The sequence below is a fragment of the Burkholderia paludis genome, from assembly GCF_000732615.1.
In the GTDB taxonomy this organism is placed as follows: domain Bacteria; phylum Pseudomonadota; class Gammaproteobacteria; order Burkholderiales; family Burkholderiaceae; genus Burkholderia; species Burkholderia paludis.
In genome coordinates, this window is sequence record NZ_JPGL01000001.1 from 1 (window position 1) to 24,229 (window position 24,229).

Sequence of the window (24,229 nt, forward strand, 5' to 3'; positions counted from 1 at the left end):
CCCCGCACCCCCCCCCCCCGGGGCGCGGGGCTGCGCGCGCGGCCGCGCGGCGGAATCTTGAGACGAGGGCCCGCCCCCCCCCACCCCCCCGCGAAAAAAAAAAAAAATGGGGCGGCCCCCCCGCCCCCCGGCGGGGGCGGACCCGCCATTCTATCCATCCGCGCCGGGTCGGCGTCGCCCGCGATGCGCGAGCCGCCCGGCGCCGCGCCCCGCTCAGGCCACCTTGTCGGCGGTCCGGTAGCGCTCGAGCCAGTGCGCGTAAGGCGCGGGCAGCGTCCACGACGGACGCTCGACGCCGAGCTGCTTGGCCGCGTAATACGGCCAGTGCGGATCGGCGAGATGCGCGCGGCCGACCATCACGAGATCGAGTTGCTCTTCCGCGACCACCCGGTTCGCCAGTTGCGGCGTATCGATCCCCCACGCGGACGACACCGGCAGCCCGGCCTCGCGGCGCACGCGCCCGGCGATCGGCGCGAGAAACGCCGGCCCCCACGGAATCTGCGCATCGGGCGTCGAGAAGCCGACCGACACGCTCAACATGTCGAGCCCTTCCTGCTTCATCCGCTGCGTGAGCGCGATCGATTCGGCGAGCGTCTCTTCATCGCGGCCGTCGTATTCGATCACGCCGAACCGTGCGGTGAGCGGCAGATGCTCGGGCCACACCTTGCGTACGGCCGCGAGCGTCTCGACGAGGAAACGGCCGCGGTTTTCCGCCGAACCGCCGTATTCGTCGTCGCGCCGGTTCGCTTGCACCGAGAAGAAGCTCTGGGCCAGGTAGCCGTGCGCGAAGTGCAGCTCAAGCCATTCGAAGCCCAGGTCGCGCGCGCGCTTCGCCGCCGCGACGAAATCGGCCTGCACGCGCGCGATGTCGTCGCGCGTCATTGCACGCGGCGTCTTCGGCAGGTGCGCACCGAACGGCACGGCGGACGGCGCGATGGTCTGCCAGCCGCGCGGATCGCCGTCGGCGATGTGATCGTCGCCTTCCCACGGACGGTTCGCGCTCGCCTTGCGGCCCGCGTGCGCGATCTGGATGCCCGGCACCGCGCCGGCCGCCTTGATCGCCGCGACCGACGGCGCGAATGCTTCGGCCTGCGCATCGTTCCACAACCCGGCGCAGCCCGGCGTGATGCGCCCTTCGGGCGACACGGCCGTCGCCTCGGCGATCACGAGGCCCGCACCGCCGCGCGCGATGCCGGCCAGATGCACGTGATGCCAGTCGTTGACGACGCCGTCCTCGGCGACGTACTGGCACATCGGCGGCACCGCGATGCGGTTGCGCAGCGTGACATCCTTGAGTTTGAACGGTTCGAACAGGGCAGACATCCACGACTCCTTTGTTTGGTTCTACAAAACGACAGGAAACGCGCCGTGCGACATGCACGGCGGAACGATTCGGGCCGTCGGCGGGCAGGCTGCCCGCGGCGGCAAAAACGGAACGGCGTCGGGCCGGCCGGCGCCGTGGCGTGCTTGAACTTGCTTACAGGTGGCCGAGCTTCGCGAGCAGCGCCTCGGCCGCGGGCTCGGACGACGCGGGGTTCTGCCCGGTGATCAGCAGCCCATCGGTGACGACGTGCGGCGCCCAGTCGGCGCTGCGCTCGAATGCCGCGCCGTTGGTCTTCAGCATGTCCTCGACGAGGAACGGCACGACTTCCGTCAGTTCGACGGCCGCTTCCTCGCTGTTGGTGAAGCCCGTCGCGCGCTTGCCACGCACGACCGATTCGCCGGTCTGCGGGTTCTTCACGTGCCGCAGCACGCCCGGTGCATGGCACACGGCCCCGACGGGCTTGCCGGCGGCCAGCGCGCGCTCGATCAGGCCGATCGAATGCAGATCCTCGGAGAGATCCCACAGCGGGCCATGGCCGCCCGGGTAAAACACGGCGTCGTAGTCGTCCACCGACACCTCGGCCAGCTTGTGCGTCGAGGCGAGCGCGGCTTTCGCCGCCGGATCGGCCTCGAAGCGGCGCGTCGCGTCGGTCTGCGCGGCCGGATCGCTGCTTTTCGGGTCGAGCGGCGGCTGGCCGCCCTTCGGCGACGCGAGCGTCAGCTCGACGCCCGCATCCTTGAACGTGTAGTACGGCGCGGCCAGTTCCTCGAGCCAGAAGCCGGTCTTCTTGCCGGTATCGCCGAGCGTGTCGTGCGAGGTCAGGACAACCAGAATCTTCATGATCGGACACTCCTTCGAAAATGGATGGGGGGAACGGGGCCGCACGACCGGCCAACCCGGCCGGCGCAGCACGCCTGTCGGTTAGTCCGCGACGGCGCGCCATCGTGCGATTCGCGTATCCAGATGCGTCCCATTTCTATTAGACCAGTCGTCTAGAGAAATGGAAAATAAAACGACGGCATCCCGCTGCACGGACAGCATCGCAGCGTGAAGTGGCATTTTTGCGTCTTTGCAGCACGCGCCACGGACGTCGTCGCATTCACAAGGTCGGATGATATCCCCGGATTAGACCGGTCGTCTAGTAAATGACCATTCGGCCCTGCCATCGTCATGGCCTTTCGACGATACGCCGGCCCGCCGATGCCGGCCATCGTTCGAAGCCCGCGGCGCGGCGGCCGGTTCGCGGGAATCGCCCGCCCCGCGCGGCGGCGGCCCGCCGCCGGGGCGGACGGATCAGAGCAGCCCCATCCCGCCCGACGCGACGATCTCCGCGCCGACGATGAACGCGGATTCCGGCGCGCTCAGGTGCAGCACCGTCGACGCGATTTCGTCCGGTGTGCCGAACCGGCCGACCGGCACGAGCCCCCTGATCTTCCCGGCCGTCTCGTCGAGCGTCGCCGCGTCGAGCCCGAGCTTGCCGTACAGCGGCGTCTGCACGGGCCCCGGGCTCACGACGTTCACGCGCACGCCGTGCGGCAGCAGCTCCGTCGACAGCGTCTTCGCGAACGAATTGACGGCCGCCTTGCTCGCCGCGTAGATCGACGAGCCGGGCATCCCGATATGGGCATTGATCGAACCGTTGATCACGATCGACGCACCGCGATTCAGCAGCGGCACCAGCGACTGGATCTGGAAATACGCGCCCTTCACGTTGGTGTCGAACACGAGATCCCACATGGCCTCGTCGCTGTCGGCGAACGGCGCGAGTTTCGCGACGCCCGCGTTGACGAACACGGCGTCGAGCCGCGCCCCCGCCGACGCGATCGCATCGGCCAGCGCCCGAGCCGACGCGACGCTGCCGGCCTCGTTGCGAATCGCGAGCGCCCGTTCGCCGAGCGCCTGCCGGGCGGTTTCGAGCGTCTGCGCGTCGCGCCCCGTGATGATGACTCGTGCGCCTTCGGCGGCAAATGCACGGGCGGCCGCCAGGCCGATGCCGCTGTTGCCGCCCGTGACCAGAACCGTTTTTCCTTCGAAGCGTTGCATGATGTTCTCCTGTGAACCGGTGAATTGACCGTGAACACAGGTTGCGCGCGGCGCCCCGCCCTGCCGTACGACGTGCGCGGCGAACATGTTCGAAATCGTCGAACGTGTTCTCGGGGGCACGCCGCCGGAGCGCCGGTGCCGCGCACGTCAGCCGGCCACCTCGATGCCGTCGAGCAGGCGCTGCGCGAGCCTCGGTTCGCGCAGTTGCTCCAGCCACCATTGCAGCGCGCGGCCGTCGCGGTCGCCGTGCCAGGCAACGTACAGCAGGTTCGGCTCGCGCGGATCGGCCGTCCGCTTCTCGACCAGCTCGCCGCGCGCGAGCAGCGCCGCCGCGCGGCGGCGCGGCACCCAGCCGACGCCGAGCCCGTCGCGCTGCGCGAGGATCTTCGCGCGCATCGACGGCACCGCGAGCACCGGCTGACCGCCGAGCAGGCCATATGCGCGGCTGGTCGCGCGCCGCGACGAATCGGCGACGACGACCGCGCGATGCGCGCCGATCGCCTCCCGCGTCAGCTCGCCGCTCGCGGCTGCCAGCGGATGGCGCGGCGCCACCGCGAACACCCATTCCATCGTGCCCAGTTCGAACCACTTGAAGCCGGGCATCGCCGGCGGCGCGTTGGTCGCGCCGACGACCAGGTCCGCGCGGCCGTCGCGCAGCGCCTCCCAGGTGCCGCCGAGCACCTCGTGCGTGAAACGCAGCGACACGCCCGAATCGAGCGCATCGAACGCGCGGACGACCGGCAGCAGCGTATCGAATTCGAGCACCTCGTCGCTGACGATCCATAGCCGATCCTCCCAGCCGCTCGCGACCTGCCGCACGCGCTGCGTCAGCCGCGCGACGTCCAGCGCCAGCCGGGCCGCCTCGTCGGTCAGCAACTGCCCGGCCGGCGTCAGCCGCAGCCGGTAGCCGCGCCGGTCGAACAGCAGCGCGTCGAACCGCGTTTCGAGCTGGCGCGCCGCATACGACACCGTCGACGGCGCCTTGCCGAGCCGCGCCGCCGCGCGCGACAGGCTGCCGGTGGCACGGATCGCATCGAGCAACGCCAGTTCGTCTTCGGACAGCATGAAATCCTCCGGGGTGGGGTTGTCGTGGATCGTAAGACAGCGGCGGGCCGAGGTCCAATCGCGCAACCGGGGCGGCGGCGGGCGATGTCTGTCATCGGGGAGTGGCCCGGTCGGTGTCTCCCGTTGTGCGGAGGCCACGCGCCTGCGCCCACGCCGACGGCATCCGCGTCCCGCCGGGCTGCTGGGCCGTCGAGCCGTCGGACTATCAGGCCCCACGCCACCGCTCGCCGCCGCGACTTCCGGTATGCTGATTCACACAGAATTCCCCTTGATCGAGGTAACCACCGCGATGGACATCGCCATCCGCATCGAAGGCCGTCACGACCTGACGGGGCAGATCTTCCGGCAACTGCGCACCGCGATCGTCGACGGGCGTCTTGAGGGCGGCGCGCGGCTGCCGTCGACCCGCGACCTGGCGAAACAGCTCGGCGTCTCGCGCAAGACGACGCTCGACGCATTCGAGCGCCTCGTCGCCGAGGGCTACCTGAATACGCGCGCCGGCGACGGCACCTTCGTCGCCGACGGCCTCGCGCGCGTACCGCACGCGGCGGCGATGTCCACGCCGTCGATCGTCGAGGACACGCCGCGCATCGACGCGGTCGATGCGCGCGCGCTGTGGCGCGACCTGCCCGACACGCTCTCGATGCCCGCGCCGCAGGACACACCCGGCTCCGACTTTCGCGGCGGCGTGACCGACAAGGCGCTGTTCCCGTTCGACGCGTGGCGGCGCTGCCTGCATCACGCGCTGCGCCAGCAGGCGCGCGGCCCCGGCCAGTACCACGACCCGGCCGGCGATCCGCAGTTGCGCGGCGCGATCGCGCGCTACGTCGCGTTCAGCCGCGCGGTGGCGTGCACCTGGAACGACGTGCTCGTCACGCAGGGCGCCCAGCAGGCGCTCGACCTGATCGCCCGCGTCGTCGTGCGGCCCGGCGACGTCGTCGCGGTCGAGGATCCCGGCTATCCGCCCGCCCGCGCCGCGTTCGCGTCGCTCGGCGCGACGGTGATCGGCGTGCCGGTCGATGCGCACGGGCTCGTCACGGAACGGCTGCCCGACGACGCGCGCCTCGTCTACGTGACGCCGTCGCACCAGTTCCCGCTCGGGATGCCGATGACGCTCGACCGGCGCGTCGCGCTGCTCGAGTGGGCGCAGCGCCGTCGCGCGGTCATCATCGAGGACGACTACGACGGCGAATTCCGCTTCGAAGGCCGGCCGGTGGAGTCGCTGAAAAGCCTGGACCGCACCGGCCTCGTCGCCTACGTCGGCACGTTCTCGAAAACGATCTTTCCGGAGCTGCGGATCGGCTACGCGATTCCGCCGCACGCGCTGCGCGGCGCGCTGGCCAAGGCGAAGCAGATCGTCGACTGGCACACGTGCACGCTCACGCAGGCGGCGCTCGCGCGCTTCATGCTCGAAGGCGATTTCGCGCGGCACCTGAAGCGCATGCAGAAGCACTACGACGCGCGCCGCAAGATGCTGATCGCGCATCTGCGCGGCGAACTCGCGCCGTGGTTCGACGCGATCGTGCCGACTGCCGGCATCCACCTCGCCGCCCATCTGAAGCCGGGGCTCGACGAAGCGGCGGTGGTGCGCGCGGCCCGCGCGCAGGATATCGGCCTGTACGGCATCTCGGCGTTCCATGTCGGCGTGCCGGTGCGGCCGGGGCTGCTGTTCGGCTATGGCGGCATCGACGCGCTGCGCATCGACGCGGCGCTCGCGACGCTGGCCGGGCTGCTGGGTGCGAACGGCTTCGATGGCCGGATACTGGTTACCTGAATTTTCATGAAATTGGTCATTCAAGCAGGCCAGTGCGCGTCTTAAAGTAGGTCCTGTCGCGCCACCGTGCGCACCAACCGAAAAAGGACCCGCCATGCAACCGCGCCTGAACTTCTATGCCGTCAGCCCGAATGCGATCAAGGTGATGCGCAACGCCGAGGAATTCCTCGCCAAGTGCTCGATCGAGAAGCCGCTCGCCGAACTCGTCCGCCTGCGCGCGTCGCAGATCAACGGCTGCGCATTCTGCGTCGACATGCACACGTCCGACGCGCGCAAGGGCGGCGAAACCGACCGCCGTCTCGCCACCGTCGTCACGTGGCGCGAAACGCCGTTCTTCACCGAGCGCGAACGCGCCGCGCTGGAATGGACCGAGGCGCTGACGCTGGTCGCCGGCAACCACGTCCCCGACGCCGTCTGGGAAGCCGTGAAGCCGCATTTCAGCGACGAGGAGCTGTTCGACCTGTCGATGCTGATCGCCACCATCAACTCGTGGAACCGCCTGGCGATCGCGTTCCGCAAGATGCCCGAGTAAGGAGACGACGATGACCCGCTCCACGCTCACGCGCGCCGCCCTGTACGCCTGGCTCGCGGCCGGCGCCGCGCTGCTGTCGGCCGCCGCCCGGGCGCACGACGCCGGCGACAACGTGCACACGATCATGCAGCAGGCCGTGCCCGAAGCGCCCGGCAAGCTCGCGGTCGTCGCGACCGTCGACTATGCGCCCGGCCAGGCCTCCGAAGCGCACCGGCACCTCGGCTCGGTGTTCGCAGTCGTGTCGAAGGGCGAAGTGCTGTCGCAGGTGAACGGCGGCCCGCTGCGCCGCTACCGCGCCGGCGAAGGCTGGTACGAAGCGCCGGGCTCGCGCCACCAAGTGTCGCGCAACGCGAGCGCGACCGAGCCCGCGCAGCTCGTCGTATTCGGCCTGACCGGCGAACATGCGCCGCTGACGTCGCCGATCGATCAATGACCGCATGACGGGGGGCGCGCCATCGGCTCGCCCCTCGGCTTCGCAACCGGCTGCCCAGCCGGTTCACCATCGCCTCTCCACCACCTCTCCACCACCTCTCTGCCGCCTCTCTGCCACCTCTCCGCCGGTTTTCGTTAGCCACTCCCTACACGCACTCCACGGCGCCCCGCCCGCCGCCGCCGCCCCTCTCTCCCGCGTCCCTGTTCGACGCCCGACTGATCTCGATCAACAACGGCGACGGTTCTTCCTTGAAATTAACTAACCCGTCAATTAGCTTCGACTGCATGAACGCGAAATCCATCGCCGCCAGGCCGCGCGGGCGCCGCCCGTCGGTCGACGACTTCGACCTGCGCAACCACATGCTGGACGTGGCGACGCAACTGTTCGCCGAGCGCGGCATCGCCGCGACGACGGTCGCGCAGATCGCCGCCGCCGCCGGCGTCACGTCGGCGATGGTCCACTACTACTTCACGAATCGCGAGCAACTGCTCGACGCGATCGTCGAGGAGCGGCTCGCGCAGGCCATCGCGTTCGTGTGGCGGCCGACCGAGCCGCAGATCGAAAACGATCCGTTCGCGCTCGTCGCCGAGCTCGTCGACCGCTTCTTCGACGTCACGCGCCGCATGCCGTGGCTGCCGTCGATCTGGCTGCGCGAGATCGTCCATGAAGGCGGGCTGCTGCGCGAGCGGATGGTCCGGCGCATTCCGCTCGACCATGTCGGGCGCTTCGCCGAGCGCATCCGCGGCGCCCAGCAGGCCGGCACGCTGAACCCCGCGCTCGAGCCCGCGTTCCTGTTCCATTCGATCCTGGCGCTCGTGATGCTGCCGCTCGCGACCGCGAAACTGTGGCAAAGCGTACGCGGCCTGCCGCCGATCGACCGCGACGTGCTGCACCGCCACGTCCGCGCGCTGCTCGGGTCCGGCATGCAGCCGCCGGCCGCCGCGCGTCACACGCGGGCGCGCCCGCCGCGGAGCGCGTCGTGAACGCCGTCCGCGCATGGTCGCTCGCGCTGGCCGCGACCGTTGCGCTGCTCGCCGGCTGCGGACGGTCGACGGACGACGGCGCGACCTACCAGGGCTATGTCGAGGGCGAATTCGTGTACCTGTCGTCGTCGCAGTCGGGCACGCTGACGCAGCTGGCGGTCGAACGCGGCCAGGCCGTCGCCGCGGGCACGCCCGCGTTCTCGCTCGAAGCCGTCAGCGAAGCGGCCTTGCTGCGGCAGGCGCAACACCAGCTCGCCGCCGCCCGCGCGCAACTTGCCGACCTGCAGACCGGCAAGCGCCCGCCGGAAGTCGCGGTCACGCAGGCGCAACTCGCCCAGGCCGCCGCGCAGGCCGCGCGCGCCGCCGCGCAACTCGCGCGCGACGAACGCCAGTACGCGGCCGGCGGCCTGTCGCAACAGCAGCTCGACGATTCGCGCACGTCCGCGCGGACCACCGCCGCGCAGGAGCGCGAACTGCGTCACCAGGTCGACGTCGCGCACCTGCCGGGCCGCGCGCAGCAGGTCGCCGCGCAGGCCGCACAGGTCGAAGCCGCGCAGGCGGCGGTCGCCGATGCGCAATGGAAGCTCGACCAGAAGCGCGTCGCCGCGCCGGCCGCCGGGCGCGTGTACGACACGCTGTACCGCGTCGGCGAATGGGTCCCGGCCGGCAATCCGGTAGTACAGATGCTGCCGCCGCAAAACCTGAAGGTGCGCTTCTTCGTGCCGGAAGCCGCGATCGCATCGCTCGCGCCCGGCCGGACGGTCGCGATTCACTGCGACGGCTGCGCCGCCGACGTGCCCGCGCGCATCACGTACGTGTCGAGCGAGGCCGAATACACGCCGCCCGTGATCTACAGCAACGAGAGCCGCACCAAGCTCGTGTTCATGATCGAGGCGCGCCCCGCCATGGCCGACGCGCCGAAGCTGCACCCCGGCCAGCCCGTCGCCGTGAGGGTGCGATGAACGCGCCGGGCGCGCCGTACGCGATCGACGTCGATCGCCTGAACAAGCGCTTCGGCGACAAGCACGTCGTCAAGGACGTGTCGCTGCGCGTCGCGCGCGGCGAGATCTTCGGCTTTCTCGGGCCGAACGGCAGCGGCAAGACCACCTCGATCCGGATGATGTGCGGCCTGCTCACGCCCGACTCGGGCAGCGGCACCTGCCTCGGCTACGACATCGTGCGCGACAGCGCGCAGATCAAGCGGCGCGTCGGCTACATGACGCAGCGCTTCTCGTACTGGGAAGACCTGTCGATCCGCGAGAACCTGGACTTCGTCGCCCGCGTGTACGGCATGCCCGACCGCAAGGCGGCCGTCGCGCGCGCCCTCGACGGGCTCGGCCTCGCAAGCCGCGCGGACCAGCTCACGAGCGCGCTGTCGGGCGGCTGGAAGCAGCGTCTCGCGCTGGCCGCGTGCATGCTGCACGAACCGGAGCTGCTGCTGCTCGACGAGCCGACCGCGGGCGTCGACCCGGCCGCGCGCCGCGACTTCTGGGAAGAACTGCACCGGCTCGCCGCGCAGGGCATTTCGGTGCTCGTCAGCACGCACTACATGGATGAAGCCGAGCGCTGCCACAAGCTCGCGTACATCGCGTACGGCGAGCTGCTGGCGCAAGGCACCGCCGCTGAGATCGTCGCGTCGCAGGGGCTCGCGACCCGCGCGATCACCGGCGCGCGCCTGGCCGAACTGTCCGCGCGGCTGCGCACGATGCCGGGCGTCGACCAGACGGTCGTGTTCGGCTCGGCGCTGCACGTGAGCGGCCGCGATCGCGTGCGCCTCGACGCGACGCTCGCGCAGGTCGCCGCGCAGGCGGACGGCGCTGCGGCGCTGCAGGTCGCGCCGATCGACACCGGGCTCGAGGACGTCTTCATCTACATGATGGGGCACGCGTCCCGGCCGCCCGACGGAGCATCGTCATGAACGCGTGGGTACGCCTGCGCGAATCGTTCTCGGTCGCGCGCTGGTGGAGCATCGTGCTGAAGGAATTCCTGCAGCTGCGCCGCGACCGCGTGACGTTCGCGATGATCGTCGGCGTGCCGATCATCCAGCTCGCGCTGTTCGGCTTCGCGATCAACACCGATCCGAAGCACCTGCCGACCGCGGTGATCGTCGCCGACGCGAGCCCGTTCGCGCGCAGCTTCGTCGCCGCGATGCGCAATTCCGCGTACTTCGACCTCGTCGCGACGCTGCCCGACGAGGCGGCCGGCCGGCGCGCGCTCGCACGCGGCGAAGTGCTGTTCGTGCTGAGCGTTCCGGCCGATTTCTCGCGCCGGCTGCTGCGCGGCGAGCGCCCGTCGCTGCTCGTCGAGGCGGACGCGACCGATCCCGTCGCGACCGCGTCGGCGATCGGCGCGCTGACGGGCCTCGTGCAGCCCGTCGCGGACAAGGACCTGACGGGCCCGCTCGCGCACCTGAACGGCCGCCCGGCCGCGTTCGACGTGGTGCTGCACCGGCTGTACAACCCCGAGGGCATCACGCAATACAACGTCGTACCGGGCCTGATGGGCGTGATCCTGACGATGACGATGGTGATGATGACGGGCCTCGCGATCACGCGCGAACGCGAGCGCGGCACGATGGAGAACCTGCTCGCGACGCCCGTGCGGCCGCTCGAGGTGATGACGGGCAAGATCATCCCGTACGTGCTGATCGGGCTGATCCAGGTGTCGATCATTCTGGCGGCCGCCCGCTTCGTGTTCGAGGTGCCGTTCGTCGGCGGCGTGTTCGCGATCTACCTGTCCGCGCTGCTGTTCATCGCCGCGAACCTGACGGTCGGCATCACGCTGTCGTCGCTCGCGCAGAACCAGTTGCAGGCGATGCAGCTCGCGGTGTTCTACTTCCTGCCGAACATCCTGCTGTCGGGCTTCATGTTCCCGTTCGCCGGGATGCCGAAGTGGGCGCAGTTCATCGGCAACCTGCTGCCGCTCACCTACTTCAACCGGCTCGTGCGCGGCATCCTGCTGAAAGGCAACGGCTGGACCGACCTGTGGCCGTCGGTGTGGCCCGTCGCGCTGTTCACCGTCGTCGTGATGGGCGTCGCGCTGCGCTTTTACCGGCGCACGCTCGACTAGGACCCGACGATGAAACCGGCCTCGCATCGCACCGCTTTCGCCGCCCGCCGCTGCACGCTGGCCGCCGTCGCGCTGCTCGTCGCCGGCTGCGCGGTCGGGCCGGATTTCCGCCAGCCGGATGCGCCGGCCACGCCGCACTACACGCACGACGCGATGCCGGCGACGACGGCCGCCGCCGGCGGGCCGGCCGGCGACGCGCAGACCTTCGCGTCCGCCGCGCACACGCCACGGCGCTGGTGGACGCAGTTCGGCTCCGACGCGCTCAACCGGCTCGTCGACACCGCCTGGCAAGACAGCCCGACGCTCGCCGAAGCCCGCGCGCGGCTCGACGAAGCGCGGCAGAACCATGCGGCCGAGGCCGGTGCGACGATGCTGCCGAGTGTCGACGCGAACCTGTCCGCCACGCGCGAGAAGGTCAATACGACCGCGTTCGGCTTGCCGGCCAACGTGCCGAACCCGGGGCCGTTCACGCTGTACGACGCGTCGGTGAGCGTGTCGTACGTGCTCGACGTATTCGGCGGCAACCGGCGCGCGCTCGAAGCGCTGCGCGCGCAGGTCGACTACCAGGCGTACACGCTCGACGCCGCGCGCCTGACGCTCGCGGGCAACGTCGTCGCCACCGCGATCCTGCGCGCGTCGCTGGCGCGGCAGGTCGCGCTCACGCGGCAGCTCGTCGACGCGCAGGCGCGACAGTTGCGCATCGTCGACGCGCGCTTCGCGGCGGGCGGCGTGTCGCAGGCCGACGTGCACGCGCAACGCGTGCTGCTCGCGCAAACGCAGGCGTCGCTGCCGCCGCTCGCGGCGCGCCTCGCGCAGGCCGGCCACCGGCTCGCGATCCTGCTCGGCACGCCGCCGTCCGACGCGGCGCTGCCCGACCTCCCGCTCGATGCGCTCGCGTTGCCGCGTACGTTGCCCGTCGCGCTGCCGTCGACGCTCGCGCGCGAACGGCCCGACATCCGCGCGGCCGAAGCCGTGCTGCACCAGGCGAGCGCAAACGTCGGCGTGGCCACCGCGAACCTGTATCCGCGTTTTTCGATTTCCGCGGGGATCGGCTCGGAGCGCACGCGCATCGCGGATATCGTGAGCGGGCTCAACGTGTGGAACGTCGGGCTCGGCCTGACGCAGCCGCTCTTTCACGGCGGCGAGCTGCACGCGAAGAAGCGTGCGGCCGAGGCCGCGTACGACGCCGCGTTCGCGAGCTATCGCGAAACCGTGCTGGAGGCGCTGCAGCAGGTGGCCGACGCGCTGCGCGCGGTCGAACACGACGCGGCCGCGTTGCAGGCGCGAGACACGGCCGCACGGGAAGCGACGGCAAGCAACACCATCGCGGCCGATCGTTACGCGGCGGGAGGGATCAGTACGTTCGACCTGCTCGACGCACAGCGGCAGGCGTTGCAGGCCGCGCTCGACCGTACGCGGGCGCAAGCCGACCGGCTGACGGATACGGCGGCGTTGTTTCAGGCACTGGCGGGGAGCTGGACGGAAGACGCGGCGCAGTGATCGCGCCGGACGGCGCTGAAACGGGCAGGATACCGACGAGCTATGCGCAACCGTGCGTCAGACCCGGCTTTCATCGCCGACCGCTTCCGTTCGACGGCGGCCGGTCACGCAATCCCGCATGCACACATGCACGCAAACCAGCGCACCCAATAAAAAAACCGGCCCGAAGGCCGGTTTTTCATACCGCCTGCCGCAAGCGGCGCTCGCGCGCCGCGCGACATCAGAAGCGGTGGATCAGACCGACGCCGAGGCCGATCTGGTTCTGCTTCGAACCTGCGCCCACGCCGTCGCCGATCGACGTCGTAGCGGCGATGATGCCGCCCGTCGGGGTCAGCGTGTTGCCGCTTGCGTGCTGGTAAGCCTCAACTGCGTACAGGCCCGTGCGCTTCGACAGGCTGTAGTACTGCGACACCGTGACCTGGTGGTACTTGGCCGAGCTGGTGATGCCGTTCGACTGCGTTGCCGCCGTGTACGAGTAGCCTGCCGCGAAGTCCCACTGAGCCGATGCCTTCCAGTGCAGCACGGCGCCTGCCGTGTTGAAGATCGCCGTGTTCTTGAAGCCCGAACCGATGCCCGGGATGTACTGCACGTTCGAGAACGACGCCGAAATGTCCCACGACGGCGTGAACTGGTAGCCGGCCGTGACCGCCACGCGCTGTTGCGACTGCGCGTACTGGTAGCCGTTGTTGATCGACGACACCGCCGGCTCGACGCCGTTGGTACCTGCCGCGTTCAGGCCGTTCTGCGTGGTCGAGTTCGCGCCCCATGCGCCGCCGCCGAGCGTCGCGTTGTTGACCTTCTGATAGCCGACCGCGATGCCTGCCGGGCCGTTCAGGTACTGGACCGCCGCGCTCCACGTCGAGCCGCGGTTCGTCGCGCCCGCGACGCCGCCGAACGAGTACGAACCGCCGACCGTGAAGCCGTAGAACTTCGGCGACATGTACACGAGCGAGTTGTTCGCGCGGTAGCTGGTATCCAGCGAGTCGATATCGCCCGGGTGCGCGCCGTAGTAGCCCGTCAGCCAGGTCGTCGGGCTGTACGGCGACAGCAGCGTGTAGTACGCCGTGTACTGACGGCCGGCCGTCAGCGTACCGTACGTGGCGTTGGTCATACCGACCCATGCCTGACGCGTGAAGATGCCGTTGGTCCACTGCGACGAGCCGTTAGCCGTGTTGACGCCCGCTTCCAACTGGAAAATCGCCTTCGTGCCGCCGCCGAGATCTTCGCTGCCCTTCAGGCCGAAGCGGCTGCCTGCCCACACGCCGGTGGACATCTGCACCTTCGAGTGACCACCCGTGGTCGCGCCGGTCGCCGACGAGTTGTTCTGGTAGGCGATACCGTTATCGACGATACCGTACAGGGTTACGCTGCTCTGGGCGTGGGCGGCGGTAGCGGCTGCAAGGCCAGCTGCCGTCATGGCGACAGCGACGCGCTTTTTCATTGATTCTCCGTCCTCAAAGAATGATTTCTTTTGTGGTGTGGTTTTGTGACTGACACATGTGCGAGTACATGCCGACGCGATTCTGACGGATTACCAATTGTTTCCCAACCTGTGCAGTCGGTCATCGTATGATCGACGCAACGCGCGGGTTCACCAAACGGTTACGTAACACCTTGAAACGCTTGCCTGGCGGGCCTTTCCGGCATTTCCCGGTGAAAACCCTAGCTTTACATTTTTACGGGTGCAACGCGCTCCGTCGGATGTCGTCAGATGCCTTCGGCGAAATATCTTCTTACAAAAACGTGATCGCGGCTGACGCTGCGATTCACGTCGCCGCGCAGGATCGCCGACGTTCATGACACCCACGTTTCGCGAAACGAAATAATGAAAACGTTTCAGCGGGTGTTGGGGAAATCGGACAGGAACGGCCCGGCGAGCGCGGGCCGAGGGGGCGACGCCGGCACCTGGCGTGCCGGCATCGTTCAGCGCGCCGCGGGCTGCACGAGCCGCGCGTTCACCGCAGCGGCGAGCGCGCCCGTGCGCGCCCGGATCGCCGCGTTCGAGCCGACGAGCGCGAGCGACGAGGCCATGATCCGGTAGATGCGCTTTCTCGGCACCTTGGCCGGCCTGGCCGGATCGAGCCACGCGTCGTGGGCGGCCAGCAGTTCGAGCGTTTCGAGGCCGATCATGATCGGCCACAGGCACGCGAGCCGCAGCCGCACGAAGCGGCGCGGGATCGCGAGCGTATACAGGCACGCGTCGCGATACTGGTCGAGCGTCACGCGCAGCAGGTCGACCAGCACGCCGCGCGCGCGCGCCGACGCGTCGGACGACATCAGGTCGGCAACGCCCAGCCCGTGCCCGCCCAGCACGTCGTCGGGCAGGTAGCAGCGGCCGATGCGCAGATCCTTCGCGCAATCGCGCAGGATGTTGGTCATCTGCAACGCCTTGCCGAACCGGATGCCCTTCTCGCGCATGTCCGGCAAGTCCCAGCGCCGCGCGGCACGCGTATGCATGCCCGTCATGTCGGTCCAGAACTCGCCCACGCAGCCGGCGACGAGATACGTGTAGCGATCGAGCGCGTCGCGCGTCGGCAACGACGCGACCTGCCCCGACTGCTCGTCCGGGAAGGTGCGCAGGTCGAACTCCATCCCCGCCGTCAGCGTCGCGACCACCTTGCGGATCGACGCGCTGTCCGCTTCCGGCTGGGTGCGCAGCAGCGCGAGCATCGGCTCCATCGAGCCGAGCAGCACCAGTTCGTGCGAATCGGTCTGCATCCGCGTCACGTCGTCGAGCGAGCGCGCCAGCGCCGCGCCGTCGCCGAGCCGCTCGATCTCGTTGCGCAAGTCGGTCAGCAACGCCGCCCGGCGATCGGGCGCGACGAGCGCCGTGTCGGCGATCGTGTCGGCCGCGCGCGCGAGCAGGTACGCGAGGCCGACCGGGTCGCGCATGCCGTCGGGCAGCACGCGCAGCGTCAGGTAGAAGGAGCGGGAAACATTCTTCAGCAGGTCGCCGAGCAGGAAGGCGGAATCGGTTCGGGTCGTCATGGATCGGGAAGAATCGGCCGGCGCGGGCCCCGGCCCCAGACGGGCGCCGGACGCCCGCGCCGGGCCGCGAGTCGCCGCATCGTCGCGCCGGACGGGCGTCGGCCCCGGCGCGGCGATGCAAAATTCCCGCAAGTTTAGTGCATCCGGCACGCCGCCTGCCCGAGACACTCCGAAAGCCGCACGCGCGGAGCCGCCCCGACCGGCCCCGATACGGATATCGCGCCCCGATAAAACAAAACGGAAAGCATGAAGTAATACATATGTAATTATTAGGTGCGACGATCGCGTCCCGATCGAATCCGCGTCGCACGGCAGACCGCCGCACGGCCGGAGCGACCGCCCTTTTCCGACTCCCGTTTCGAAGGTTCACCGACATGCTCTTCAAGCGCCCGACCGCCCTGCGCTGCATCCCGTTCGCCTGTGCCGCCGCCCTCCTGCTCGCCGCATGCGGCGGCGACGACCTGAGCGCCGATCCCACCCGGCCGATTTCCGCGAAGGTCCAGGTGGTCGGCCATCGCGGCGCGAGCGCGCTGCGCCCCGAACACACGCTCGCGTCGTACCGCAAGGCGATCGAGGACGGCGCGGACGTGATCGAGCCCGATCTCGTGTCGACCCGCGACGGCGTGCTCGTCGCCCGCCACGAGAACGAGATCTCGGGCACGACCAACGTGTCGACGCTGCCGCAGTTCGCGAACCGCAAGGCGACCAGGACCATCGACGGCACGCAGCTGACGGGCTGGTTCACCGAGGATTTCACGCTCGCCGAACTGAAGACGCTGCGCGCCCGCGAGCGCATTCCGCAGGTGCGCCCCGCGAACACCGCGTACAACGACCAGTTCGAAATCCCGACCTTCGACGAGATCGTCGCGCTCGCGAAGCAGATGTCCGCGCAGACCGGCCGCACGATTCACCTGTATCCGGAGACCAAGCATCCGACCTACTTCCAGTCGATCGGCCTGCCGCTTGAAGACCGTCTCGTCGACGCGCTGCTGAAGGATTCGTACACGGCCCGCACCGCGACCGTCTACATCCAGTCGTTCGAAGTCGCGAACCTGAAGGCGATCCGCAACCGGATCAAGTCGAGCCAGCCGAACTGGAAGCTCGTGCAGTTGATGGACGAAGCCGGCCAGCGCCCGTACGACTTCGTGAAGGCAAACGACAAGCGCACCTACGGCGACCTGTCGACGCGCGACGGCATGCGCGAGATCGCGACCTATGCGAACGGCGTCGGCCCGTACAAGACGTCGATCATCACGGTCGCGGCGGACGGCACGCTGCAGCAGCCGACGCCGTACGTGCGCTACGCGCACGAGGCCGGCCTCGTCGTGCATCCGTACACGTTCCGCCCGGAGAACAACTTCCTGCCCGCATCGCTGAAGGACAGCGGCACGCCGGCCGCGCGCAACACCGCCGGCTCGGTGCGCGAGATCCAGGCGTACCTGCGCGCGGGCATCGACGGCTTCTTCACCGACGATCCGGCGGTCGGCCGCACGGCCGTCGATACGTTCAAGCGCTGAGCGCGCCGGACGCCAACCGTTCGCGGCCAAGGGCGCGGCGCATCGCAGGTCGCGCCGCGCCCGGTGGCGCGGCAGCGGTCAGATCACGTTGAAGTGATGCGTGCCATCGCGCTTCAGCTGGTCGACCAGCCCGTATTCCCAGTCGAGATACGCCTGCATCGCGGCGGCCGCGTTGTCGGTGCCTTCGTACGGGCGCCGGTAGCGGTCGATGCGCGGTGACGCGAGGCGCGTCTCGCCGCTTTCGAGCGGCAGCCCGGCCTCGATCCAGGCGGCCGTGCCGCCGGTCAGCACCGCAATGCCGGCGGACGCCGGCAGCAGCGCGCGGGCGTCGTCCGCCGCGAAGCGTGCGAGCAGGCTCGATCCGCACGTGAACACGTAGCGCCGCGCGGGCGGAATCGCCGCGAGCGCGTCGCGCAGCAGCGCGCGCACGGCAAACCACGCGCCCGGAACGTGGCGCTTCACGTAGTTCGCGCTGGCGGTCACGTCGACGATCGCAAGCTCGCCGGGCGCGGCCTCCTTCAGCCAGCCCGCGAGCGTCGCGGGCGACACGTCGGTCACGGGCGGCGTCGCCGGCACGTCGCGCGGCGGCTGGCCGCGCTCGCCGAACGCCTGCGCGCCGGCCGGCTCGACGACCCGCACGTCCCAGCCCATCTGCGCGAGCCACGATGCGGTCATGTCCGCCCGCACGCCGTCGTCGTCGGCGAGCACGATCCGCGCGCCGCGCACGGCGGCGTGATGGTCGGTCTCCTGCACGAGCTGGCCGCCCGGCGTGCTCAGGAAACCCGGCAGATGGCCGGCCTCGTATTCCTCCGGCGTGCGCACGTCGAAGCGGTACAGCGTGCGGCCCGGCTCGTCGAGCGCGGCGACGTCCGCCAGCGCGATGCGCGGCACGCCCGCGCGTTCGGCCACCGCGCGTGCCGCCGCGCGCGCCTCGGCGCGCTGCGTCGCGTCGATGTCGTCCGGAAAGCGTCGCGCGGCGCCGCGCTCGAGCGTCTGCCCCGCCAGCGTCCAGCCGATCGTGCCGTTGCGCAGCGCGGCGACCGGATTCGGCAGCCCCGCGTTCACCAGCGACTGCGTGCCGATGATGCTGCGCGTGCGGCCCGCGCAGTTGACGACCACCTGCGTCGCCGGGTCCGGCGCGAGCGCGCGCACGCGCAGCACGAGTTCCGCGCCCGGCACGCTCGTCGAGGTCGGGATGTTCATCGTCTGGTATTCGTCGAAACGGCGCGCATCGACGATCACGACGTCGGCCTTCGCGTCGATCAGCGCCTGCACCTCCTGCGCGGACAGCGACGGCGTATGCCGTTCGGCCTCGACCCATTCGCCGAACGACTTGCTCGGCACGTTCACGTCGATGAACAGCTCGCCGCCCGCGGCGAGCCAGCCCGCGAGGCCGCCGTCGAGCAGCCGCACGTCGGTGTAGCCGAGTCGCGCGAGCTGCGCGGCCGCGCGCGGTGCGAGATCCTCGCCGCCCGCCTCGCCGAACACGACGATCGGCGTATCGCGGCGCGGAATCCGCGTCCACGCGTCGAGTTCGAGCTTCGACAGCGGAAAATTGGCGGCCCACAGCGGGTGGCCCTGCGCGTACGGATCTTCCTCGCGTACGTCGATCAGCGCGATCTCGTCGCGGGCCAGCAGGCGCGCACGCACCTCCTGGTACGACGCGACGGGAAAGCGGGAAGTGGAATCGGCGGATTGCGTCACGGTGTCTGTGTCTCGAATACGTTGATGTCGTTGAAAAAATGCGGAACGGTCGAATCATGGCCCCGCCTGCGCGGGCCCAGCGTCAGGCGTTCGAATACCCCGATACGAAAGGCTTCACGGTGCCGTCGTCCAGGTACACCGCGCGCTCGACCTTGCCGATGTTCGCGCCGTACACGTGGATGCTGATCGACACCCGGTCGGCGAACGCATTGGTCACGCGATGGACGTCGCCGATGCGCGGCGACACGGCCTCGACCTCGCCGGGCTGCAGCCGCACCGCGTCGCCCGCCGGCACGGGCCGGCCGGCCGCGTCGAACCGGTACGGCTGCGAGTACTCGCCGCCGCGCAGCATCCCGATCAGCCCCCACACGGTGTGGTCGTGGATCGGCGTCGTCTGGCCGGGCCCCCACACGAAGCTGACGACCGAAAACCGCTCGTCGGGATCGAGATGCAGCAGGTATTGCCGGTAGCGCGCCGGATCGGGCTCGGCGAACGCGTCGGGCAGCCAGTCGTCGCGTTCGACCAGCGAGGCGAGCAACGCGCCGGCCTCGTCCAGGATGCGCGCCTCGTTCGCGCCGGACGCGAGCAGCGTGCCCAGACCGTCGACGAACGGACGCAGCGGCGTGCGATGCAGCGAAAGCGTACTCATCGGCTGGCTCCTCGAATATGATGCCGAATATGATGGATCGTCATGATGCACCCGAAAGACCATGCAGAACAAACATGAAAATTAGCGATATCGATGCTTTTGCAGCGGTCGTCCGCTGCCAGACCCTGAGCCAGGCCGCGGCCGAACTCGGCATGACGCAGCCCGCGATCACGCGGCGCGTCCAGAATCTCGAGGAAGCGCTCGGCGTGATCCTGCTCGATCGCAACACGAAACCGCCGCGCCCGACCGACATCGGCCGGCAGGTCTTCGAGCAGTGTCGTGCGATCCTGCGCGAAGTCGACGCGCTGCGCGAGTTGACGGCCGGCGAGCAGCCGCCCGCCGGCGCATTCCGGATCGGGCTCACGCAGGGGCTCGGCGAGCTGATGCTGCCCGCGCTGATCGCGGAGCTCGCCGCGCAATGGCCCGCGCTCGCGACGCAGGTCACGACCGCGTGGGGCGGCATGCTCGTCGAGCGCGTCGCCCGCCGGGAACTCGATGCGGCGCTCATGTTCCTCGCGCGCGAGATGGCGCTGCCGGCCCAGGTCGAAGGCGAACGGCTGCTGGCCACGCGGCTCGTCGCGGTCGGCCGCAAGGGCGACTGGCCGCGGCGCAGCTACCGGCTCGCCGATTGCCACGCGCGCGGCTGGGTGCTCAATCCCGACGGCTGCGGCTTTCGCGCGGGCCTGCGGCGCGCGCTCGACGCGCAGGGCCTGCCGATGCCGGTCACGCTCGACACCTACGGCCGCGACCTGCAACTGCAGAGCGTCGCGAACGGCTTCGGCATCGGGCTGATGCCGCTGCCGCTCGTCGAAGGCAGCCCGCTGCGCGACGCGCTCGACATCGTGCCGCTCGCCGACTTCAAGCCGCAGGTCGATCTGTGGCTGCTGCGCCGGCCCGATGCGGCCCGTTTCGGTGCGCCGCTCGCGGCCGTCGCCGCGCATGCGCGCACGGCGTTCGCGCTGCCCGAGCAGGCTCAAGGCAAGGCGGCGTGACCGGGCGGGGCGGCAGCGCCCCGCCCGGCCGGCCCATGCGGCCGCCCGGCGCGGCTCATGCATCGCTTCGACCGCGTCCGGCCTCGCGGCCCGGCACCCCGCCCGCTGCCGTCGTCTCGTCCCGGCTCACCGCTTCCAGCACCGCCCGCCCGGCCGCCACCGCGATCGCGTCGTCCTGCGGCGTATGCACGCGGCTGCACAGCACGTCGCGATAGTGGCGTTCGAGCGGGTTGGTCCGGCTCAGCCCGTGATTGCCCGACAGCTTCAGCGCCTGCTCGACCGCCCGAATCGCATGCTCGGTGACGGTCCGCTTCACGAGGCCGCTCGTCGTGACCGGCGGCGCGTGGCCCGCATCGGTGCGCGCGATGTGGTCGTCCAGCAGCACGCGGTTCGCATGCAGCCAGCCCTCGATTTCGCCGACCGCCTCCTGCACGCGCGGCAGCGTCGCGAGCGGCGCGCCCAGCCCGCTCGGCGCGCGGGTCGTCACGAACCCGGTCAGCCAGTCGCGCGACGCGCGCGCCACCGCGTCGTACAGGCTGCCGAGCAGCGCGACCATCCACGCCTGCTGGTCGGCCTGCGCGTCGGCATCCGCATGGGTTGCCGCCGAAACGGCCCAGGCGTCCGGCGCGCGGACGTCCACCGCGTGATCGGCCGGCAGCCGCACGTCGTCGAACACGACCTCGTGGCTGCCTGACGCTCGCAGGCCGAGGTGATTCCAGCTTTCGATCACGCGGATGCGATCGCCGTCCGCGTCGCGGTCGCGCGGCACGAGAAACACGCCGACCCGCGGCTGCGGCTCGTCGGTGCGCGCCCACACGGCCAGCCAGCGCAGCGCCGGGATTCCGGTGCTGTACAGCTTGTGGCCGGACAGGCGCCAGCCGTCGCCGTCGCGGCGCGCGACGGTTTCCGGCAGGCCGCCGCGCGACGGCGAACCGAGCGCGGGCTCGACCCGCAGCGCGTTGATCAGCGCCCCGTGCGACACCGCGCTGTCGAACACCGCGCGCCGCACCTGCGCGGGCCAGCGGTTGTCGGCACGGCCGAGCGCGCGATGCTGCAGATAGGTCATCGTCAAGACCAGCGCGGTCGCCGGGTCCGCGTGCGCGACGGCGGCCACGATCCGGCTCGCCCGCGCGAGCGTCGCGCCGGCGCCGCCGTGCTCGCGCGGCACGACCTGCGCGATCAGCCCCGCGCGCTGCAGCCGCGCGAAGTTCTCGTGCGGGAAACGGCCGTCGACGTCGTTGCGGGTCGCATCGGCGGCCAGCTCCGGCGCGAGGCGGTCGAGCAGCGCGGCGATGCGTGCGTCGTCGGCATCGTCGGTGGGCAGAAGGCGCAGCGACGGCGGCTGCGGCAAGGGCGTGGAAGCGGCAAGGCTGGCGGACATCGAGACGAATTCCCTGGGTCGGACGGATAGGCGGCAAGCACGGCAAGGGCCGCAACCGCGGCGATCGAGCGCCGCGCGGCGCGGCCGCCCGCGGAACCGGCAAAACGGACGGAACGCGCGGGCGCCCGCGCGCCCGATCGTTCGCGAGCCCACAGCGTATGCGCTGCCCGGACGCGCCCAAACCATGCAAATCTGATATTCAAATCGGGATTGATTATTTCCGTTCCGCATGATCCCGGCGTTAACCTGCGCTCCATTCCTGCCCGGCCGCGTGCCGGGACGTCCCTGCACCGGAGACCCAGATGAGCGTCGAATTCATCGGCATGATCCAGAGCCAGAAGCAGTCGGAAATCCACCCGCCGTCAGGCCCGACGGTCGACCCCGACTACGTGCGCGACTTTGCGCGCGCCCACGAGACGGCCGGCTTCGACCGGATCCTCGTGCCGCATCACTCGACCGGGCCGTCGGCGACGCTGACGATCGCATTCGCGGCGGCCGCGACCGAGCGCATCCATTTCATGCTCGCGCATCGTCCTGGCTTCACCGCGCCGACGCTCGCCGCCCGGCAGATCGCGACGCTCGACCAGTTCAGCCGCGGCCGGCTCGCCGTGCACTTCATCTCCGGCGGCTCGGACGCCGAGCAGCAGCGCGACGGCGACTTCCTCGACCACGACGCGCGCTATGCGCGCACCGACGAATACCTCGGCATCCTGCGGCGGATCTGGACCGAGACGCAGCCGTTCGATCACGACGGCGCGCACTACCGGTTCACGCAGGGCTTTTCGGAAGTGAAGCCGCTGCAGCAGCCGCACGTGCCGATCTACTTCGGCGGCGCGTCGGAAGCCGCGCTCGCGGTGGCCGGCAAGCACGCGGACGTCTACGCCCTGTGGGGCGAATCGCTCGACCAGGTGCGCGACCTGACGACGCGCGTGCGCGCCGAAGCCGCCCGGCACGGCCGACAGGTGCGTTTCTCCGTGTCGTTCCGCCCGATCCTCGCCGCGACCGAGGACGAAGCCTGGGCGCGCGCGCATCGCATCCTCGACGAAACGCGCCGGCTGCGCGAAGCGGCCGGCCTCGGCGCCGGCGGCCCGCAACAGAGCGAAGGCGCGCGCCGCCTGCTGGCGGCCGCCGAACGCGGTTCGCGCGTCGACAAGCGGCTGTGGACCGAGATCGCGAAGCTCACCGGCGCGCGCTCGAATTCGACGGCGCTCGTCGGCACGCCCGAACAGGTCGCCGACGCGCTGCTCGACTACTACGACCTCGGCGTCACGACCTTCCTGATCCGCGGTTTCGATCCGCTCGAGGATGCGATCGACTATGGCCGCGAACTGATTCCGCGCGTGCGCGATGCGGTCGCCGCGCGCGACGCGGCCCGCCACGCCGCCTGATCCGGAGACCCACACGATGTCCGCCGTTCTGTCCACGCCCGAGCGCACCGCGTCGGGCCTCGTCCTTGCCGACACGCCACGCCAGCACTTCTGGTTCGACCCGCCCGCGCCGCGCGCCGACGTCACCGCCGAACGCCGCCATCGGCAGGAACGGCTCGCGGGCGCGTTCCGCCTGTTCGCGCGCGCCGGTTTCGCGCAAGGCCTCGCCGGCCACATCACCGCGCGCGATCCCGAACTGCCCGACCACTTCTGGGTGAATCCGCTCGGCGTGCATTTCTCGCAGATCAAGGTGTCCGACCTGCTGCTCGTCAACGCCCGCGGTGAAACGGCGATCGGCACGCGGCCGCTGAACAAGGCCGCGTTCGCGATCCATGCGGCGATCCATGAAGCGCATCCGCAGGTCGTCGCCGCCGCGCATACGCATTCGACCTACGGCAAGGCATGGTCGACGCTCGGCCGTCCGCTCGATCCGCTCACGCAGGACGCCTGCGTGTTCTACGAAGACCACGCGCTGTTCGACGACTTCACGGGGATGGTCGTCGACACGAGCGAAGGCGCACGGATCGCCCACGCGCTCGCGAAGCCGGACGGCGGCACGCACAAGGGCGCGATCCTGAAGAACCACGGAATCCTGACCGCCGGCCCGACGGTCGAGGCCGCCGCCTGGTGGTACCTCGCGCTCGACAACGCCGCGCATACGCAGTTGCTGGCCGAGGCGGCCGGCACGCCGCAGCCGATCGACCACGCGACCGCGCGCCATACGCACGGCCAGATCGGCGGCCCCGACGGCGCGCTGCATGCATTCGACAGCCTGTTCGCGCGCGTCGTCGCGGACGAACCCGACCTGCTCGACTGAACGCCATCCCGCACGACCGGAGACCGACGAT

The 24,229-nt window shown here is 70.2% G+C and carries 21 protein-coding genes; 12 read left to right on the top strand and 9 right to left on the bottom strand.

Annotated elements, in window-relative coordinates:
- Window positions 1-213: 213 nt before the first annotated feature.
- The 4 genes from GQ56_RS0100005 to GQ56_RS0100020 form a co-directional block, all read right to left on the bottom strand.
- Window positions 214-1,323 carry an NADH:flavin oxidoreductase/NADH oxidase gene (locus GQ56_RS0100005; RefSeq protein ID WP_031396693.1) on the bottom strand — a complete coding sequence of 370 codons (1,110 nt, stop codon included), beginning with the start codon at window positions 1,321-1,323 and terminating at the stop codon, window positions 214-216.
- Window positions 1,324-1,477: 154 nt separating this feature from the next.
- Entirely contained in the window at window positions 1,478-2,164 is a 687-nt protein-coding gene (locus GQ56_RS0100010) for a type 1 glutamine amidotransferase domain-containing protein (RefSeq protein WP_031396694.1), read from the bottom strand.
- A gap of 453 nt (window positions 2,165-2,617) precedes the next feature.
- On the bottom strand, window positions 2,618-3,367 hold the full coding sequence (locus GQ56_RS0100015) for an SDR family oxidoreductase (RefSeq protein ID WP_031396695.1): 750 nt from the start codon (window positions 3,365-3,367) through the stop codon (window positions 2,618-2,620).
- A gap of 147 nt (window positions 3,368-3,514) precedes the next feature.
- Window positions 3,515-4,432: a LysR family transcriptional regulator gene (locus tag GQ56_RS0100020; protein WP_031396696.1), complete on the bottom strand. Its 918-nt coding sequence runs from the start codon at window positions 4,430-4,432 to the stop codon at window positions 3,515-3,517.
- 289 nt (window positions 4,433-4,721) lie between these two features.
- Here GQ56_RS0100020 and pdxR point away from each other — a divergent pair, with 289 nt between their 5' ends.
- The 8 genes from pdxR to GQ56_RS0100065 all read left to right on the top strand — a co-directional run bounded on the left by pdxR (window position 4,722) and on the right by GQ56_RS0100065 (window position 12,723).
- Entirely contained in the window at window positions 4,722-6,206 is a 1,485-nt protein-coding gene (gene pdxR, locus GQ56_RS0100025; RefSeq protein ID WP_031396697.1) for a MocR-like pyridoxine biosynthesis transcription factor PdxR, read from the top strand.
- A gap of 94 nt (window positions 6,207-6,300) precedes the next feature.
- Window positions 6,301-6,738, top strand: a complete 438-nt coding sequence (locus tag GQ56_RS0100030) for a carboxymuconolactone decarboxylase family protein (protein ID WP_031396698.1) — start codon at window positions 6,301-6,303, stop codon at window positions 6,736-6,738.
- Window positions 6,739-6,748: 10 nt separating this feature from the next.
- Window positions 6,749-7,171, top strand: a complete 423-nt coding sequence (locus tag GQ56_RS0100035; RefSeq protein ID WP_031396699.1) for a cupin domain-containing protein — start codon at window positions 6,749-6,751, stop codon at window positions 7,169-7,171.
- 284 nt (window positions 7,172-7,455) lie between these two features.
- A complete protein-coding gene (locus GQ56_RS0100045) occupies window positions 7,456-8,154 on the top strand; it encodes a TetR/AcrR family transcriptional regulator (protein WP_031396700.1) in 699 nt (232 codons plus the stop codon).
- Window positions 8,151-9,116, top strand: a complete 966-nt coding sequence (locus GQ56_RS0100050; RefSeq protein ID WP_031396701.1) for an HlyD family secretion protein — start codon at window positions 8,151-8,153, stop codon at window positions 9,114-9,116. The genes GQ56_RS0100045 and GQ56_RS0100050 overlap by 4 nt, the downstream gene beginning before the upstream one ends.
- Window positions 9,113-10,072: an ABC transporter ATP-binding protein gene (locus GQ56_RS0100055; RefSeq protein ID WP_031396702.1), complete on the top strand. Its 960-nt coding sequence runs from the start codon at window positions 9,113-9,115 to the stop codon at window positions 10,070-10,072. The genes GQ56_RS0100050 and GQ56_RS0100055 overlap by 4 nt, the downstream gene beginning before the upstream one ends.
- Complete coding sequence (locus GQ56_RS0100060) at window positions 10,069-11,223, top strand: ABC transporter permease (RefSeq protein ID WP_031396703.1); 1,155 nt, start codon at window positions 10,069-10,071, stop codon at window positions 11,221-11,223. Before GQ56_RS0100055 ends, GQ56_RS0100060 begins: the two co-directional genes overlap by 4 nt.
- A gap of 9 nt (window positions 11,224-11,232) precedes the next feature.
- Window positions 11,233-12,723 carry an efflux transporter outer membrane subunit gene (locus GQ56_RS0100065; protein ID WP_031396704.1) on the top strand — a complete coding sequence of 497 codons (1,491 nt, stop codon included), beginning with the start codon at window positions 11,233-11,235 and terminating at the stop codon, window positions 12,721-12,723.
- 220 nt (window positions 12,724-12,943) lie between these two features.
- On the opposite strand, the gene GQ56_RS0100070 is transcribed toward GQ56_RS0100065, so the two are convergent.
- Complete coding sequence (locus GQ56_RS0100070) at window positions 12,944-14,164, bottom strand: porin (RefSeq protein WP_031396705.1); 1,221 nt, start codon at window positions 14,162-14,164, stop codon at window positions 12,944-12,946.
- A gap of 482 nt (window positions 14,165-14,646) precedes the next feature.
- Window positions 14,647-15,711 (bottom strand): phytoene/squalene synthase family protein, encoded by a 1,065-nt coding sequence (locus GQ56_RS0100075; protein ID WP_031396706.1) that lies wholly within the window; start codon window positions 15,709-15,711, stop codon window positions 14,647-14,649.
- 374 nt (window positions 15,712-16,085) lie between these two features.
- Between GQ56_RS0100075 and GQ56_RS0100085 the strand changes: the two genes are divergently transcribed.
- Window positions 16,086-17,228 carry a glycerophosphodiester phosphodiesterase gene (locus tag GQ56_RS0100085; RefSeq protein ID WP_031396707.1) on the top strand — a complete coding sequence of 381 codons (1,143 nt, stop codon included), beginning with the start codon at window positions 16,086-16,088 and terminating at the stop codon, window positions 17,226-17,228.
- Window positions 17,229-17,306: 78 nt separating this feature from the next.
- Here GQ56_RS0100085 and GQ56_RS0100090 read toward each other — a convergent pair whose 3' ends face one another.
- Window positions 17,307-18,932: a rhodanese-related sulfurtransferase gene (locus GQ56_RS0100090; protein WP_031396708.1), complete on the bottom strand. Its 1,626-nt coding sequence runs from the start codon at window positions 18,930-18,932 to the stop codon at window positions 17,307-17,309.
- 82 nt (window positions 18,933-19,014) lie between these two features.
- Window positions 19,015-19,581, bottom strand: a complete 567-nt coding sequence (locus tag GQ56_RS0100095) for a cysteine dioxygenase family protein (protein ID WP_031396709.1) — start codon at window positions 19,579-19,581, stop codon at window positions 19,015-19,017.
- A gap of 17 nt (window positions 19,582-19,598) precedes the next feature.
- Between GQ56_RS0100095 and GQ56_RS0100100 the strand changes: the two genes are divergently transcribed.
- Window positions 19,599-20,573, top strand: coding sequence for a LysR family transcriptional regulator (locus GQ56_RS0100100; RefSeq protein WP_200877961.1), 975 nt, complete (start codon window positions 19,599-19,601; stop codon window positions 20,571-20,573).
- Window positions 20,574-20,628: 55 nt separating this feature from the next.
- Here the strand turns inward: GQ56_RS0100100 and GQ56_RS0100105 are convergent, their stop codons facing one another.
- Window positions 20,629-21,954 (bottom strand): acyl-CoA dehydrogenase family protein, encoded by a 1,326-nt coding sequence (locus GQ56_RS0100105; protein WP_031396711.1) that lies wholly within the window; start codon window positions 21,952-21,954, stop codon window positions 20,629-20,631.
- Between the two features lie 302 nt (window positions 21,955-22,256).
- On the opposite strand from GQ56_RS0100105, the gene GQ56_RS0100110 reads away from it, so the two are divergent.
- Both GQ56_RS0100110 and GQ56_RS0100115 read left to right on the top strand, forming a co-directional pair.
- Window positions 22,257-23,342 (top strand): LLM class flavin-dependent oxidoreductase, encoded by a 1,086-nt coding sequence (locus tag GQ56_RS0100110; RefSeq protein ID WP_031396712.1) that lies wholly within the window; start codon window positions 22,257-22,259, stop codon window positions 23,340-23,342.
- A 16-nt stretch (window positions 23,343-23,358) separates the two neighbouring features.
- Window positions 23,359-24,198 carry a class II aldolase/adducin family protein gene (locus GQ56_RS0100115; protein WP_031396713.1) on the top strand — a complete coding sequence of 280 codons (840 nt, stop codon included), beginning with the start codon at window positions 23,359-23,361 and terminating at the stop codon, window positions 24,196-24,198.
- Window positions 24,199-24,229 lie beyond the last annotated feature (31 nt).

Bases quoted from the DNA above. Each gene is read 5' to 3' on its own strand.
- GQ56_RS0100005 (WP_031396693.1), bottom strand. From the start codon at position 1,323: ATGTCTGCCCTGTTCGAACCGTTCAAACTCAAGGATGTCACGCTGCGC.
- GQ56_RS0100010 (WP_031396694.1), bottom strand. From the start codon at position 2,164: ATGAAGATTCTGGTTGTCCTGACCTCGCACGACACGCTCGGCGATACC.
- GQ56_RS0100015 (WP_031396695.1), bottom strand. From the start codon at position 3,367: ATGCAACGCTTCGAAGGAAAAACGGTTCTGGTCACGGGCGGCAACAGC.
- GQ56_RS0100020 (WP_031396696.1), bottom strand. From the start codon at position 4,432: ATGCTGTCCGAAGACGAACTGGCGTTGCTCGATGCGATCCGTGCCACC.
- pdxR (WP_031396697.1), top strand. From the start codon at position 4,722: ATGGACATCGCCATCCGCATCGAAGGCCGTCACGACCTGACGGGGCAG.
- GQ56_RS0100030 (WP_031396698.1), top strand. From the start codon at position 6,301: ATGCAACCGCGCCTGAACTTCTATGCCGTCAGCCCGAATGCGATCAAG.
- GQ56_RS0100035 (WP_031396699.1), top strand. From the start codon at position 6,749: ATGACCCGCTCCACGCTCACGCGCGCCGCCCTGTACGCCTGGCTCGCG.
- GQ56_RS0100045 (WP_031396700.1), top strand. From the start codon at position 7,456: ATGAACGCGAAATCCATCGCCGCCAGGCCGCGCGGGCGCCGCCCGTCG.
- GQ56_RS0100055 (WP_031396702.1), top strand. From the start codon at position 9,113: ATGAACGCGCCGGGCGCGCCGTACGCGATCGACGTCGATCGCCTGAAC.
- GQ56_RS0100060 (WP_031396703.1), top strand. From the start codon at position 10,069: ATGAACGCGTGGGTACGCCTGCGCGAATCGTTCTCGGTCGCGCGCTGG.
- GQ56_RS0100065 (WP_031396704.1), top strand. From the start codon at position 11,233: ATGAAACCGGCCTCGCATCGCACCGCTTTCGCCGCCCGCCGCTGCACG.
- GQ56_RS0100070 (WP_031396705.1), bottom strand. From the start codon at position 14,164: ATGAAAAAGCGCGTCGCTGTCGCCATGACGGCAGCTGGCCTTGCAGCC.
- GQ56_RS0100075 (WP_031396706.1), bottom strand. From the start codon at position 15,711: ATGACGACCCGAACCGATTCCGCCTTCCTGCTCGGCGACCTGCTGAAG.
- GQ56_RS0100085 (WP_031396707.1), top strand. From the start codon at position 16,086: ATGCTCTTCAAGCGCCCGACCGCCCTGCGCTGCATCCCGTTCGCCTGT.
- GQ56_RS0100095 (WP_031396709.1), bottom strand. From the start codon at position 19,581: ATGAGTACGCTTTCGCTGCATCGCACGCCGCTGCGTCCGTTCGTCGAC.
- GQ56_RS0100100 (WP_200877961.1), top strand. From the start codon at position 19,599: ATGATGCCGAATATGATGGATCGTCATGATGCACCCGAAAGACCATGC.
- GQ56_RS0100105 (WP_031396711.1), bottom strand. From the start codon at position 21,954: ATGTCCGCCAGCCTTGCCGCTTCCACGCCCTTGCCGCAGCCGCCGTCG.
- GQ56_RS0100110 (WP_031396712.1), top strand. From the start codon at position 22,257: ATGAGCGTCGAATTCATCGGCATGATCCAGAGCCAGAAGCAGTCGGAA.
- GQ56_RS0100115 (WP_031396713.1), top strand. From the start codon at position 23,359: ATGTCCGCCGTTCTGTCCACGCCCGAGCGCACCGCGTCGGGCCTCGTC.